At 40.0% G+C, this 14,601-nt stretch carries 12 protein-coding genes; 4 read left to right on the plus strand and 8 right to left on the minus strand.

Annotated elements, in window-relative coordinates:
- Positions 1–3: 3 nt before the first annotated feature.
- Positions 4–1,350, minus strand: coding sequence for a Na(+)-translocating NADH-quinone reductase subunit A (locus I597_RS01040; protein ID WP_035325659.1), 1,347 nt, complete (start codon positions 1,348–1,350; stop codon positions 4–6).
- A gap of 413 nt (positions 1,351–1,763) precedes the next feature.
- On the opposite strand from I597_RS01040, the gene I597_RS01045 reads away from it, so the two are divergent.
- The 3 genes from I597_RS01045 to apaG are packed head-to-tail and all read left to right on the plus strand — an operon-like array spanning position 1,764 to position 4,650.
- Positions 1,764–3,017, plus strand: a complete 1,254-nt coding sequence (locus I597_RS01045; protein ID WP_035325661.1) for a type IX secretion system plug protein — start codon at positions 1,764–1,766, stop codon at positions 3,015–3,017.
- 51 nt (positions 3,018–3,068) lie between these two features.
- Positions 3,069–4,262 carry a DUF3667 domain-containing protein gene (locus I597_RS01050; RefSeq protein ID WP_035325662.1) on the plus strand — a complete coding sequence of 398 codons (1,194 nt, stop codon included), beginning with the start codon at positions 3,069–3,071 and terminating at the stop codon, positions 4,260–4,262.
- Between the two features lies 1 nt (position 4,263).
- Positions 4,264–4,650 carry a Co2+/Mg2+ efflux protein ApaG gene (gene apaG / locus I597_RS01055; RefSeq protein WP_021778066.1) on the plus strand — a complete coding sequence of 129 codons (387 nt, stop codon included), beginning with the start codon at positions 4,264–4,266 and terminating at the stop codon, positions 4,648–4,650.
- Here apaG and I597_RS01060 read toward each other — a convergent pair.
- Positions 4,619–5,629 (minus strand): DUF6695 family protein, encoded by a 1,011-nt coding sequence (locus I597_RS01060; RefSeq protein ID WP_063613076.1) that lies wholly within the window; start codon positions 5,627–5,629, stop codon positions 4,619–4,621. The genes apaG and I597_RS01060 overlap by 32 nt on opposite strands.
- A complete protein-coding gene (locus I597_RS01065) occupies positions 5,626–6,342 on the minus strand; it encodes an NRDE family protein (RefSeq protein WP_035325664.1) in 717 nt (238 codons plus the stop codon). Before I597_RS01065 ends, I597_RS01060 begins: the two co-directional genes overlap by 4 nt.
- 264 nt (positions 6,343–6,606) lie before the next feature.
- Between I597_RS01065 and pruA the strand changes: the two genes are divergently transcribed.
- Positions 6,607–8,238 (plus strand): L-glutamate gamma-semialdehyde dehydrogenase, encoded by a 1,632-nt coding sequence (pruA, locus tag I597_RS01070; protein WP_035325665.1) that lies wholly within the window; start codon positions 6,607–6,609, stop codon positions 8,236–8,238.
- A gap of 142 nt (positions 8,239–8,380) precedes the next feature.
- On the opposite strand, the gene I597_RS01075 is transcribed toward pruA, so the two are convergent.
- The 5 genes from I597_RS01075 to I597_RS01095 are packed head-to-tail and all read right to left on the minus strand — an operon-like array spanning position 8,381 to position 14,601.
- Positions 8,381–8,764, minus strand: a complete 384-nt coding sequence (locus tag I597_RS01075) for a hypothetical protein (protein ID WP_035325667.1) — start codon at positions 8,762–8,764, stop codon at positions 8,381–8,383.
- Positions 8,765–8,774: 10 nt separating this feature from the next.
- On the minus strand, positions 8,775–9,740 hold the full coding sequence (metF, locus tag I597_RS01080; RefSeq protein ID WP_035325668.1) for a methylenetetrahydrofolate reductase [NAD(P)H]: 966 nt from the start codon (positions 9,738–9,740) through the stop codon (positions 8,775–8,777).
- Positions 9,741–9,743: 3 nt separating this feature from the next.
- Positions 9,744–12,434 carry a methionine synthase gene (gene metH, locus I597_RS01085; RefSeq protein WP_035325670.1) on the minus strand — a complete coding sequence of 897 codons (2,691 nt, stop codon included), beginning with the start codon at positions 12,432–12,434 and terminating at the stop codon, positions 9,744–9,746.
- The gene (locus tag I597_RS01090; RefSeq protein WP_035325671.1) at positions 12,434–13,432 is read right to left on the minus strand and encodes a homocysteine S-methyltransferase family protein; all 999 of its coding nucleotides are present in this window, start codon (positions 13,430–13,432) and stop codon (positions 12,434–12,436) included. The genes metH and I597_RS01090 overlap by 1 nt, the downstream gene beginning before the upstream one ends.
- Positions 13,432–14,601: a trans-sulfuration enzyme family protein gene (locus I597_RS01095; protein WP_035325673.1), complete on the minus strand. Its 1,170-nt coding sequence runs from the start codon at positions 14,599–14,601 to the stop codon at positions 13,432–13,434. The genes I597_RS01090 and I597_RS01095 overlap by 1 nt, the downstream gene beginning before the upstream one ends.

Here is a 14,601-nt window from a genome sequence, read left to right on the forward strand (position 1 = left end):
AACTTATCCTATTTCTTTATACATAACATCTAATCCCTTACGAATGATCTCTTGGTGTGGCTGCTTAGACACACACATAAATTCTGTAAGTGCAAAATCTTCTGGAGCCACCTCATACATTCCTAAAGCTTCCATCTCATCTAGATCTTCTACCATACAAGCCTTAAGGATTTGCATAGGGTAAATATCTAGAGGAAAAACCTCTTCATAATTTCCAGTTACTACAAATGCACGGTGCTCACCGTTTGTATTTGTATCTAGATCATATTTCTTCTTAGGCTGTAACCAAGAAAAAGTAAGCGCTCTAGATGGAGAGATTTTATCAAAAACAGGCTTATTCCACCCGAAGAATTCATAATCATCACCCTCTGGTATTACTACAAACTCTGTTGCATAAAACCCAAGAGCTCCGTCTGGCTTAACTTTAGTACCTGTTAATACATTACCAGAGATAAAGCGATTATTATCACCTTCTACTCCAGCATCATATGCAAATGTAGACACCTCTGCACCTATGATTGTGCGGTAATACTTAGGCGCTTTTATAGAAGACCCAGAAACCGATATCACACGTTGTGCATTAAACTTACCTGTAAGTAACAATTCTCCTATCACAACAAGATCTTGTGCTGCAACCGTCCAGGCTGTCTCACCCTTGTTAATAGGACTTGTTTTATTAATTAAGGTTCCCACATTACCAGCTGGGTGTGGTCCTTTTACTGTATATGTTGTAACACCTGTAAGGCTTGCAAACACAGATGCACTAGAACCTATAGATACGTGTACACCACCATCTGTAAGTTTTCCTAATGCTGTAACTGCTGCCTGCAGCGCTGCTTCTTTACCTGCTAGTACAAAATCAAGATCTGCAGCAAGTGGTCCAGTGTTTACACCAGATATAAAAATTGCTTTTGGAGATACTGTTGGGTTTGCAACCACATCATAAGGACGTTGTTTTATAAACGGCCACACACCACCTTCAAGCAATCTTGCTTTTACAGTAGCAGCATCTGCAGTTGGACTCAACGCTCCAAGATCACGAGTAGCACCAGCATAATCTGCTTCAATCACAATATCAGTAATCACACGGCGAGCGCCACGCTTGATTTCTGTTATTGTTCCAGCAACTGGAGATACAAATTTGATTTCTTCTTGAGACTTTGAGTAGAAAATCTCGTCTCCAGCCATAAGGCTAGCTCCTTCTTTAAGGACCATTTTAGGAGTCACGAGATGAAAATCTGAAGGCCTAATAGTAATGGTACGCGATCTAGGCCCTTCAGAAATTGTCTTTTCTGCTTCGCCTACTAATCGGATATCAAGACCTTTTTTGATTCTGATGTCTTTTGACATATGTCAGTAGATTTATGTTATCTAAAATCCTCTAAAATTGAGGTGCGCAAATTTACAAAATACGTCTCATTTTTCCGAGCTAGAAAAAGTGAAAGTATTATTTATAACGCTTCTAAATAGTGACTTGTCAATCTGTTTAATAAACCACCTCTTTTTTGAGAAAACCGCACCTAGACGCTCCACAAAACTCATAACAACATAAAGCGCACACCACCACTCGTGATTTATATTCATTACAGACTCACATTAAGCACTTTAGAAATTCAATTATTACCTTACGATATCTTCAATTTCTAAATTCTAAATACGCTTTCGCGAAAGCGCAAAAAAGACAGTACCACATCACATCACGCATACCTCAACGCAATATCTCGGCATCAAATTTGTTTATATTTGGCAACCATCAGTCCACTATGAAAAATTATTTTACGCTTTTCTTACTATTTGCATCGTTTACCACCTTTGCACAGGTAGCACAAGAAATACCAGAACCTCCTTTTATTAAAACGGTACAATTTAACGCCAGCAGCACATCTGGAACTTCTTTACCCATACTACAACTAGGTAGCAGTTTATCGCTGTCTTTTGACGATATTTATGGCGATGAGCGTGATTACTTTTATAAAATCACGCATCACAATGCAGACTGGACAGAGAGTAGCCTTGCTAGATCTGAGTATATGGACGGGATGGATAATGTGCGCATCCTCAATTTTGAAAACTCGGTTGCAACACTCCAGTTATACACACACTATGAGCTATCTATACCTAACCAGATGACTAAGCGCCTCACAAAAACAGGCAATTACCTCCTTAGCATTTACGATGAAGAAGGTGAGCTCGTTTTCTCACGTAAGTTTATGATATTCTCACCCCAATTTAATGTGGGAGCTCAAGTAAAACGGTCAAGAGATTTACAATACATCAACTCAAAACAAGTACTGCGATTTTTTATAGACTCTGGAGATGAAGTTATCATAAACCCAAAACAAAATCTTCACACAGTTTTAATACAAAACAACAACCTCAAAACAGCCATTACAGGCATAGAGCCTCAATACAACATAGGCAATAGACTTGAGTATAGATATGATCAAGAGACGGCTTTCTGGGGTGGCAATGAGTTTTTTAACTTTGAAAACAAGGATGTGCGTGCCGCTACTTTTGCCATAAAAAGCATTGAGCTCAAGAGCCTGTATCACAATTACCTATACTCTAACCCAGCTAGGTATGACCAGCCGTACACCTACAATCCAGATATAAATGGCAACTTTCTCATAAACACCCTACAAGGTCGCACACCTCTTACCGAGGCAGAGTATGTATGGATACACTTCTCTTTGAGACACCCTAAACTTCTCGATGACCAGTCTATACATCTTTACGGAAATTTCAATAATTATGTAATAGACAATAGCACAAAACTGGAGTGGAACACCCGCACTAGAAGATACGAGCTACCATACTTACTTAAACAAGGTTTTTATAACTATAATTATGTGCTAGTAAACAAAGATGGAAGCATAGATTATAAGAATAGTCTAGACGGGAACTTCTGGCAAACAGAAAACAACTATCAAATACTAGTGTATTACCGCAAACCTGGAGGACGTTTTGATGAGCTGGTAGGCTTAGGGCAAACTAATTCTTCACAAATAACAAATTAGATTTTTACGCTTTCGCGAAAGCGTATTCACTAAAATCATATATTTACAGGGATGAAGGAAACACCCGTAAAATCTAACTCACGTAAGGCGATGAAATATCGTGGCGTTGAGTGCCTTAACTGCGGGCACCCGCTAGACCTCACCGATCGTTATTGTGCATACTGCGGGCAAATTAACACGACAAAACGGCTCACTATAAAAGACTTTTTTAATGAGTTTGTACTGAGTGTGTTTACTTATGACTCCCGTTTTAGATATACCGTTAAAGACCTACTTTTTAAACCAGGAACCATCACAAGGTATTATGTAGAAGGAAAGCGCCTCAAATATGCAAACCCCTTTCGGTTTTTTCTGAGTGCGTCCATTTCTTATTTTATATTACTCGCAATCATAGGTTTTATAAATGGTAATAACGACTTAGATTTTACAGATGAGGGTGTCGTGCAACTCAATGTAGACCAAGCCAAAGATGATATAGACTCCATAAAAGAAATCACAAAAGACATTGACCTCAACGAGCTTCAAAACCTCAACAATGAAGAAGCACAACTTCTTGAAGAAAAAATAAACAACACTGTAGAGAAGAGTGTAAAAAAGCTCAAAGAGAGAAAAGAAGCACAAGAAGCCAAAAAAGACTCCATCGTAAAAGTACCTTATGACACAAGAGCCGAAAGCTCCATAAACGGGATCTATCTTGAGAACATATTTACAAAAGGTGAGATATTTTACGACTTTTACGAATACACAGAAATAAGTGACCCAGAAACTGCGCTCGATAGCTTAAAATACAGCAAGACCAGAACAAACGTATTTTTATATAGCAAGAATGAGGATATAAAGCGCGTTAAGGATAATCCAGCTCGTTTTTTGAGATTTCTAGCTTCTAAGATTCCATTTTTCTTATTCTTTTTTGCACCTATTTTTGCGCTTTTCTTATGGCTAATTTATTCAAAGAAGAAATTTAATTATATGGAGCACTTAGTCTTCATATTTCACATATTCAGCTGGGTATTTTTAGTATTGCTTATTGCAATTATTCCAGACTTACTTATTGGAGATGAAATAGTTGCATCTCTATTACTCATTCTTGTAGGTCCATTTTACTTTTACAAGGCGTTGCGTAATTTTTATAAACAAAAACGCAGGTGGACAATTCTAAAATTTGTATTTTTAAACATAGTATTCTATTTAGGAGCGACATTATTTGCAGTAATCTTTTTTGCGATTACCGCATTTTTATTTTAAAATGGTACAACAAGTAACTAGAGGCATAAAGATTTCGGTAGAGACTACCTTTGAGGGCACGTTTTATAAAAACTATAAAATGCACTTCGCCTTTGGCTACAAAGTAACCATAGACAACCAGAGTAAAGATAGTGTACAACTTATGGCACGTCACTGGAAAATACAAGACGCTCTTAACACTCCCGAAGTCGTAAATGGCGAGGGCGTGATAGGTAAGAAACCCGTTTTAAAACCGGGCGAAAGCCACACCTATAGTTCTGGTTGCTTACTTACCTCGCCTTTTGGCTCTATGGAAGGGCATTACCAGATGGTAAACTTTACAACCACAAAAAAATTCAGAGTAAAAATACCTGCCTTTAAGCTGAGCGCACCTTTTGCATTAAACTAGCTGCCGTTTGCCCTGCAAGCTCAAGGCAAAAAATCTGTTCTCCTTGCTTTATGTTGCAGTATAAACAGTTACTGTCATAAATAAATCTATAAGGCTTCTCAGTATCAAAGCCTTCTGGCAATTGTGTAGTTCCACAAAAGTCTTGCACTCCACGCTCTGTATATCTTTTTACTAATGCCTTAGTCTTATCACCCTGGACTTCTAAATAAAAGTAAGCTCCACTACCCGTCCCATCTAGAAAGGTAGCTCCTTCTGGCACCTCAATACTTATCCCATCTTGATCAAGAACCTCAGGAACCTTTCGGTCAAAGAAGTTTGTGAGGTTTTCTTTTAAAGCTGTAGATGTGTATGGTTTTATACACCCATTATACACCTCATACACACCATCTTGTGATGCACTACGCTCTACATTACCCACGGTGCTGGGAGTAAATTTCTTATTGCGCTTAAGATATTTTATTATGGAGTTATTATTTGTACTAGCTAGAATCGTATCTGTCACAAATCTTGCACAGTTACTTCCCACTTTCCCAAAGGCTTTGTAAGGAATACTCCCTTGCCCTTGAAGACCCATTATATATGAGAGAGCCTTATCATAATCTACCGTATCACATAAGGATGCAACAAGACGCCCCTCCCCGTGTGTTTTTTCTGGATGCGCTTCTAGCCATAATAAAAGCTCATTAAGATTAATTAATTGATTATTTTTTATCTGAGCTTTTACGGGCACAACAAGCTCTACATCTGTAAGAGCCCCACGCACTCTCCCTTTCCCTGGAGGAGTAATATACCTGCCAAAATCAAAGTACTGAGCCACTCCCGTTTCATTTTCTATAAGAACCAGCGCAGCGTGACCTGCTTTAATATGTGTGCGTGTGCCTAACCCTACCAGTGGTAATATTTTACACATAAGCTCATCAGACATTTTTACAAAAGTATCTGGAAAAGCGAGCACTATTATTTTACCCGTATTTTTCAAACAGTAACTGTATCAAAGTTAGTAATATGCACCTCATCCTTTTGTAAATCGCGGTACGTCATTATACAATCTTCCTTAGTCTTTTCTACCTGGGTAACACTTACGGTACCTAGTTTACCACGATTCATTTTAAGATCTACCTTTTCATCTCCCTCACCAGCTGTGGTGTGAAAACTTGATAATTGCTCACTACTCCAGTCAGTATTTTCAGCAAATGTTTTAAACCACTTTTTACGCTTCTCCTTCATATCTGCAGTATACAGTGTAGAAGAAGACCATATTTTTGGTAAATCATCCAGTTCGCTTATATGCGCCTTCACTCCATCCCAAACCAGTTCTGTTGCCTTGAGACCAGTGTTCCAATCTATAGCTATAATGGTGAAGGGCTCAATTCCTTCATAGTCAAAATCATTTATAGAAGTCGTTAAATCATCAGACTTAAGTAGTTCTTTTACCGTTACGCCTCTACTCATCTTATAATCCTCAACCTTCATATGATTTTCAAACCCTCCATTAAGAAGGCAAATCATTGTATTTTTTTCTGAAACTCCTATCCACGATCCACCGGCTACGGCATCTTTTGGAAACAGCATTTTCACCCCATCTATATCATAAAAGCTAGGCGCAAGTGTGGTTCTTCCATAAGCCTCGTCACGGTTAGAGGTTAGAATAAAAGTGTTATCTTTTTTAGGTATATAAGTAACTGTGCACATTCTTTATGGGTCGTAAGTTCTGTTTGCAACTTACGAAAAAGCCTACACTTGCGGTTTCGATACCCATTATTTTGTAGTGTGACTGTCTACCATTGCTTCACTTACATTAAAATGTGATCTTAACAAATCTAGATATGATTGTCTTCTATTTTGCTTTCGCGAAAGCGTAAAAAACTCCAACTGTTACAGTATTGCCAAACCGCTGAGCTATCGCAATAGAATTTGTACTTTTGCACTACCAAAAAATTAAAACCAAACACCACTATGGGAAAAGGATTTTTTCAAGTTCCAATCGCTGTAAACGAAGAGGTAAAATCGTATACACCAGGCTCTCCAGAACGCGAGGCCGTTGCCGCAGCTTATAAAGAGTTATTTAACGCACATACCGAAGTACCTATGTACATAAATGGTAAAGAGGTGCGTACTAAAAATACACAACCTATCACGCCACCGCACGATCACAAGAAGGTGGTAGGTGAGTTTCACCTTGCCGAAAAAACACACATTGACCAGGCTATCGCTGGAGCACTTGAGGCTCGTACGGAGTGGGCAGAGCTTCCTTGGGAGCAACGTGCTGGTATTTTCTTAAAAGCTGCAGAGCTTATCGCTGGGCCTTACCGCGCAAAGATTAATGCTGCAACAATGATTAACCAGTCTAAAACGATTTACCAAGCAGAGATTGATGCTGCTTGTGAACTTATAGACTTCTTACGTTTTAACGTGCAGTTTATGACAGATATCTATAACGAGCAGCCAGAGTCTACCTCTGGAGCCTGGAATAGACTAGAATACCGCCCGCTAGAAGGATTTATCTATGCGATTACTCCTTTTAACTTTACTGCCATCGCGGCAAACCTTCCTGCTGCTTGTGCACTTATGGGTAATGTAGTAGTATGGAAACCTTCAGATAGCCAGATGCTTTCTGCAAAGATTATACTTGACATCTTCCGTGAGGCAGGTGTACCAGATGGTGTGATACAAGTGGTACACGGTGATCCAGTAATGATTACAGATACCGTACTTGCAAGCCCAGATTTTTCTGGATTACACTTTACAGGATCTACACACGTATTTAAAGATGTGTGGAAAAAGATAGGAGAAAACATACATAACTATAAAACATATCCCCGCATTGTAGGTGAGACAGGTGGTAAAGATTTTATCGTTGCACACCCTACTGCACCAGCAAAACAAGTGGCCACAGCGATCTCTCGTGGAGCGTTTGAGTTTCAAGGTCAAAAATGTAGTGCTGCAAGTCGCGGGTACATACCAGCATCTTCTTGGGAAGAAATTAAAGAGCTTGTGATAGAAGACGTAAAGTCTTTTAAAATGGGATCTCCAGAAGATATGAGCAACTTTATCACTGCTGTGATACACGAAGGATCTTTTGATAAGCTTGCAAAATACATTGACCAGGCAAAAGAAGATGCAAACGCAGAGATTATAGTAGGTGGAGGTCACGATAAGAAAAAAGGGTACTTTATAGAGCCTACCGTTATTGTCACTACAGATCCTAATTATACAACAATGCACACAGAGCTTTTTGGCCCCGTGATGACTATTTATGTATATGAAGATAAAGACTGGAGCGAGATGCTTAAGCTTGTAGACAGCACTAGTGAGTATGCACTTACTGGAGCAATACTAGCAACAGATCGTTATGCAATACAAGAAGCTACAAAAGCACTTAAAAATGCCGCTGGTAACTTCTACATAAACGATAAGCCTACGGGAGCTGTTGTAGGGCAACAACCTTTTGGAGGAGCACGTGCTTCTGGAACAAATGACAAAGCTGGATCTGCTTTAAACCTACTACGTTGGGTAAGCCCACGTATGATTAAGGAAACATTTGTTACTCCTACAGATTACAGATACCCTTTCTTAGCTAAGAAATAGGTTACCTTTTTTCGTCTTTGAGACGAGGTATATAATAAGCAACAGGCTTTCTATTATAGAGAGCCTGTTTTTTATTGCGCTTTCGCGAAAGCGGAATTACAGAATTTGACGCTAGAGGGTTTTTCACTCACTAAAAAGGCCGCTATCCCGCAAGTCTACACGCACCATATACCTCTGGGATTCCCATAAGGCGTACCTCGCGCAAGCTATTACCATAACCTTGCACTCGCGTAGGTATCAACCATATTGCATACCCAAAAATCACAACCCACAATGCAGCTACTATAAAAAAAGATGCAATAGGATCTACCAGATAACACAGATACTGGACGCCTGTTACAGCAGTTGCTGCTTTTATCACATACCTAGCCCATAACTTGACTGCATATACTCTTACCTTATGTTCTTTTCTAGTTTTTGGCAATTCAATACCCAAGTGCACAAGCAAGGCATATACAAAAGGTCTATATGCAGTTGCGGCCACACTTGCGCTACCTAACAGTATTAAAAAATGTAGTATCTCCATTAGATTAATTTTAAAAAACAGCCGCAGCTATCTGTCTAATATTATCACTTTTACCCATTGAGTAATAATGTAGCACGGGTACGCCAGCAGCTTGTAACTCCTTGCTTTGCTGTATGCACCACTCTATTCCTATTTGCCGCACAGCAGCGGCATCGCTAGCTTTTACAACTTCCATTACTAATGTGTCTGGCACATCTACGCTAAAACGTTGCGGAATTAAATTAAGTTGCTTTTTTGTGGCAAGTGGTTTAAGCCCTGGTATAATAGGTTTTGTGATACCGGCGGCTCTGCACTTTTCTACAAAATCAAAGTATTTCTGATTATCAAAAAACATTTGAGTTACCACATAACAAGCCCCAGCTTCTAGCTTTTTCTTTAAAAAATGAATGTCACTTTCAAGACTGGGCGCTTCCAGATGCTTTTCTGGATATCCCGCCACACCTATGCAAAAGTCTGTCTTTGCACTGTTCTGCAAATCTTCATCTAGGTAGGTGCCATTATTTAAATCAATAATTTGCTCTACGAGGTCTTGCGCATAGATATTTCCATTTTTATTGGGCTTGTAGTAAGTCTCACTCTTTACCGCATCACCGCGTAAGGCCATCACATTCTCAATACCTAGAAAATCCATATCTATCAAAAAATTCTCAGTATCTTCTTTAGAAAAACCTCCGCATAGCACGTGCGGTACTGCATCTACTTGATAGCGGTTTTGTATCGCAGCACAAATACCCACAGTACCAGGGCGTTTACGCACCACCTTTTTCTCTAGCAATCCATCCTCACGCTCCTTATAAATGTATTCCTCACGGTGATAAGTTACATCTATAAAAGGCGGCTTAAATTCCATAAGCGGATCTATATTATCAAAAATAGTATTGATATTTTGTCCTTTAAGAGGTGGCAAGATTTCAAAAGAAAAATCGGTTCTCTTCGCTGCTATTGCTTCTGCTATGTGATCTCGTACTTTTGTCATAATCTACTCTGCTATATTTGGGGTGAGCCATTTTTCCGCTTTCGCGAAAGCAAAATTTTTGCGGCTCGCATAGTCCTTTACTTGATCTTCTTTTATTTTCCCTAGCCCAAAATACCTCGCCTCAGGGTGCCCGAAATAATACCCGCTCACACTTGCCGCCGGCCACATCGCCAAACTTTCGGTAAGTGAAACACCTATGGACTCTTCCACGTCAAGCAACTTCCAGATGGTTTCTTTCTCCAAATGATCTGGACAAGAGGGATAACCAGGCGCTGGGCGGATACCTTGATATTTTTCTTTAATTAAATCTGTATTATCCAGCGTCTCTCTAGTAGCATATCCCCAGTGTTTTGTGCGCACTTCCTTGTGAAGATATTCGGCAAAAGCTTCTGCGAGCCTGTCTGCAAGCGCTTTAATCATTATCGCGCTGTAATCATCAAGCGCATCTTCAAACTCTTTTGCCTTTCTGGCTGTGCCAAATCCTGCTGTAACACAAAAGGCACCCATATAATCTTGCAAACCACTATCGAGCGGAGCAATAAAATCTGATAGTGCGATATTGGGCTTTCCTGCTGCCTTTTTTGATTGTTGCCTGAGCGTTCTAAATACCACCGTATCTTCACCCTGCTCTTGACTTACAATTATATCATCTTGGTGATTTGAATTTGCTTTAAAAAGTCCAAAAGTCGCTTTGGCAGTGAGCCATTTTTCGGAAATGATTTGTTTGAGCATTTGTTGTGCATCGGCAAATAGTTCGCTGGCTTGTGTTCCTACCACCTCATCTGTTAAAATCTCTGGGTACTTACCGTGCAAATCCCAACTTCTAAAAAACGGACTCCAATCTATATATGGCACCAGAGCGTTGAGATCTAAATGTTCAATCACTTGTACACCTAGTTCTTTTGGAGCGATAATATCTTCGGCTTTAAAATCTATTTTTAATTTATTTGCTCTTGCTTGCTCAATGGTGAGATATTCTTTGATGCGTTGTCGTGAGTTAAAATTTTCGCGAAAGCGGGCATATTCTTCCTTTAATTCGTTTTTAAAAAGAACACTTGTGTCCTTCTGTAACAAATCACCCACAATAGTCACCGCTCTGCTGGCATCGTTTACGTGCACAACGGCGCTCTCATAATGCGTGTCAATTTTTACCGCAGTGTGTGCCTTGCTTGTGGTCGCACCACCTATCAAAACTGGTATTTTAATATCTTGACGCGCAAGTTCTTTGGCTAGATATACCATCTCATCGAGGCTAGGTGTGATTAAACCGCTTAGACCTATGATGTCTGCATTTTCGGCAAGGGCGGTGGCTATAATTTTTTCTGGCGGCACCATCACCCCTAGGTCTATAATCTCATAATTATTGCACGCTAGCACAACGCTCACGATGTTTTTACCTATATCGTGCACATCTCCTTTTACGGTTGCCATCACAATTTTACCCGCACTCTTACTAGCTGCTGCCGTCCCATTTTTTAACTTCTCTTCTTCTATGTAGGGCAATAAATAAGCAACGGCTTTTTTCATCACTCTAGCAGATTTTACCACTTGAGGTAAAAACATCTTCCCACTCCCAAAGAGGTCTCCCACTACATTCATACCCGTCATTAAGTGACCTTCTATCACTTTAATAGGAGCATCTACAGCTTGTCTGGCCTCTTCTACATCTTGTAGAATATAGGCATCTATCCCTTTAACAAGTGCTCTGGTGATTCGGCTTTGGATATCTTCTGTTCTCCAAGCTTCGGTTTCTTTTTCTGTAGATACTTTTTGACCTACGGTCTCTGCAAATGTGAGTAGGCGCTCTGTCGCATCATCTCTTCTATTGAGTATTACATCTTCTACACGCTCTAGTAAATCTACTGGAATATCATCATATACCTCCAGCAACGCAGGGTTTACAATACCCATATTCATCCCTGCTTTGATAGTGTGGTATAAAAACACTGAGTGCATCGCCTCGCGCACGGCGTTATTACCTCTAAAACTAAAAGACACATTACTCACACCACCACTTACCGAGCAATGTGGGAGATGATTGCGCACCCACTTTGTCGCTTCTATAAAGTCTAATGCATTGCGTTTATGTTCATCCATACCCGTCGCCACAGGAAAGATATTAAGATCAAAAATGATGTCTTCTGGCGGGAAGTTTACTTCATTAACTAAAATCTCATAGCTGCGCTTTGCAATCTCAATGCGACGCTCATAGGTATCTGCCTGGCCTACTTCATCAAAAGCCATTACAATCACAGCGGCACCATAACGTTTTATAGCCTTTGCTTGCTGTATAAAAATGGCTGCTCCTTCTTTTAAAGAAATAGAGTTTACCACGCATTTACCTTGTACTACCTGCAAGCCAGCCTCTATAATCTCCCATTTTGAACTATCTATCATAATGGGCACTCTCGCAATATCTGGCTCTGCAATCACAAGATTTAAAAAGGTAACCATTGCCTCCTTGCCATCTATGAGACCGTCATCCATATTAATATCGATGATTTGGGCGCCGTTTTCTACTTGATCTCTAGCTACAGAAAGTGCTTCTTCAAATTGCTGTTCTTTTATAAGTCTCAAAAACTTTCTTGACCCCGCAACATTAGTACGCTCTCCTACATTTATAAAATTACTTTCTGGAGTAATCACTAGTGGCTCAAGGCCAGAAAGTCGCATATATCGAGGAGTCACATTCATTATAGCTTACATTTTCTAGGGGTTACATTCTCTACTAGTTGCGCAATAGCTTTAATGTGTGCAGGTGTGGTGCCACAGCAGCCACCCACAATATTTACAAGGTTTTTATCGATGTATTTTTTAATCTGCATTGCCATTTGCTCTGGTGTTTCATCATACTCCCCGAAGGCATTAGGCAATCCCGCATTGGGATGTGCAGAAATACCCACCTCTGTTTTATTTGCTATAGCTTCTAGATGTGGTTGCAACTGACTAGCACCTAGCGCGCAGTTAAAACCAACAGACAATAGCGGAATATGTGATACCGAAATTAAAAATGCCTCTGCCGTTTGCCCTGAAAGCGTTCTACCAGAAGCGTCTGTTATGGTGCCAGAAATCATTACTGGCGTGTCTACACCTCGCTCTTCTTTTACCTGGTCTATCGCAAATAGCGCAGCCTTTGCGTTGAGTGTATCAAACACAGTTTCTACAAGTAAGATATCCACACCACCATCTAGCAAGGCTTCTACTTGTTGTTTATAAGCCACTCTAAGTTCTTCAAAACTCACTGCACGATACCCCGGGTCATTTACATCTGGCGACATACTCGCTGTCTTGTTTGTAGGACCTATGCTTCCTGCTACAAATCGTGGTTTGTGAGGTTCTTTTGCGGTTATGGATTGAGCGACATTTTTGGCAATTTTCGCGGAAGCGTAATTCAAATCATACACATACTCCTCCATCTCATAATCTGCCATTGCAATGGTGGTACTCAAGAAGGTGTTAGTCTCCACAATATCTGCTCCCGCTTCAAAATACTTGCGGTGCACCTCTGCAATTGCGGCAGGCTGCGTGAGTGACAGTAAATCATTATTACCTTTTACAGACCGATAAAAATCTTTAAAGCGCTCTCCTCTAAAATCTTCTTCACTAAAATTATATGCCTGCAGCATCGTACCCATCGCACCATCTAGCACAAGGATTCGTTCTTGCAAAACCGCTTTTAATTGTGCTGCCATTAGTTCTCTAGTGCTTGAATAATATCATTTTTAATGTCTTCTATATGTTCTAAACCTACAGATATACGAATAAGACCATCTGAAATACCTACCTCATCACGCTCAGCGCTCGATAGCTTGCTGTGGGTTGTACTAGCAGGGTGACTTACAATAGTTCTGGTATCTCCTAGGTTTGCTGTGAGCGAACACATCTTTATGGTATTTAAAAAATCACGCCCTTTTTGTAATCCGCCGTCAAGCTCTATTGTCACGATGCTTCCTCCCGCTTTCATTTGTTTTTGAGCAAGTGCGTATTGAGGATGTGATGGTAAAAAGGGATAACGGACTTTTTTGATTTGAGGTTGATTCTCTAAGTGTGTTGCGAGCTCAAGTGCATTTTTACAATGGCGATCTACTCTTACCGAGATCGTTTCGAGACTTTTTGAAATTGTCCACGCATTAAAAGGAGATAATGCAGGTCCAGTAACTCTAGCAAAACGATAAATCTTATCAATGAGCTCATAACTACCTACGGCGATGCCTCCCATTGTGCGCCCTTGACCGTCTAGTAATTTTGTAGCCGAGTGTATCACCACATCTGCACCAAAACGTATAGGTTGTTGTAAATATGGTGTTGCAAAGCAATTATCTACTATAAAAATAAGGTTATGCTTTTTTGAAAAATCAGCCAGCGCTTGTAAGTCTATGACATCTATCGCTGGATTAGTAGGCGACTCCACATAAATCACCTTTGTATTAGATTGTACTTTTGACGCTAAGTCATCTAGTTTTGTGCCATCAAAATACGTATGAGAAATATTCCATTTTGGTAAATACTTGGTAAAAAGCGTGTGGGTATTCCCAAAAATTGCTCTTGCCGAAAGTATGTGATCCCCGCTATCTAACAAAGCTGCAAATGTGCTAAAAATAGCACTCATCCCTGTAGCAAAAGTCACACCTTGCGCTGCCCCTTCCATTAAACATATTTTTTTCACCAGCTCTGCGCAGTTGGGATTTGTATACCTACTGTAAATATTTCTTTTTTTCTCCTCTGCAAAAGAGGCTCTCATCTCTTCTGACGTATCAAATACAAAACTAGAAGTAAGATACACCGGTGCTGAGTGCTCTTGATGTAAAGAACGCTCTGTTTGCGTACGTATCGCGAGTGTCTCTGGATGGTAATCACTCAT

This window comes from Dokdonia donghaensis DSW-1 (assembly GCF_001653755.1).
GTDB classification, from domain to species: domain Bacteria; phylum Bacteroidota; class Bacteroidia; order Flavobacteriales; family Flavobacteriaceae; genus Dokdonia; species Dokdonia donghaensis.

Excerpts from the sequence above, each read along its gene's own strand:
- I597_RS01090 (WP_035325671.1), bottom strand. The coding sequence starts at position 13,432 with ATGGCAGCACAATTAAAAGCGGTTTTGCAAGAACGAATCCTTGTGCTA.
- apaG (WP_021778066.1), top strand. The coding sequence starts at position 4,264 with ATGGTACAACAAGTAACTAGAGGCATAAAGATTTCGGTAGAGACTACC.
- pruA (WP_035325665.1), top strand. The coding sequence starts at position 6,607 with ATGGGAAAAGGATTTTTTCAAGTTCCAATCGCTGTAAACGAAGAGGTA.
- I597_RS01050 (WP_035325662.1), top strand. The coding sequence starts at position 3,069 with ATGAAGGAAACACCCGTAAAATCTAACTCACGTAAGGCGATGAAATAT.
- I597_RS01040 (WP_035325659.1), bottom strand. The coding sequence starts at position 1,350 with ATGTCAAAAGACATCAGAATCAAAAAAGGTCTTGATATCCGATTAGTA.
- I597_RS01095 (WP_035325673.1), bottom strand. The coding sequence starts at position 14,601 with ATGAGTGATTACCATCCAGAGACACTCGCGATACGTACGCAAACAGAG.
- I597_RS01045 (WP_035325661.1), top strand. The coding sequence starts at position 1,764 with ATGAAAAATTATTTTACGCTTTTCTTACTATTTGCATCGTTTACCACC.
- I597_RS01075 (WP_035325667.1), bottom strand. The coding sequence starts at position 8,764 with ATGGAGATACTACATTTTTTAATACTGTTAGGTAGCGCAAGTGTGGCC.
- I597_RS01065 (WP_035325664.1), bottom strand. The coding sequence starts at position 6,342 with ATGTGCACAGTTACTTATATACCTAAAAAAGATAACACTTTTATTCTA.
- metF (WP_035325668.1), bottom strand. The coding sequence starts at position 9,740 with ATGACAAAAGTACGAGATCACATAGCAGAAGCAATAGCAGCGAAGAGA.
- metH (WP_035325670.1), bottom strand. The coding sequence starts at position 12,434 with ATGAATGTGACTCCTCGATATATGCGACTTTCTGGCCTTGAGCCACTA.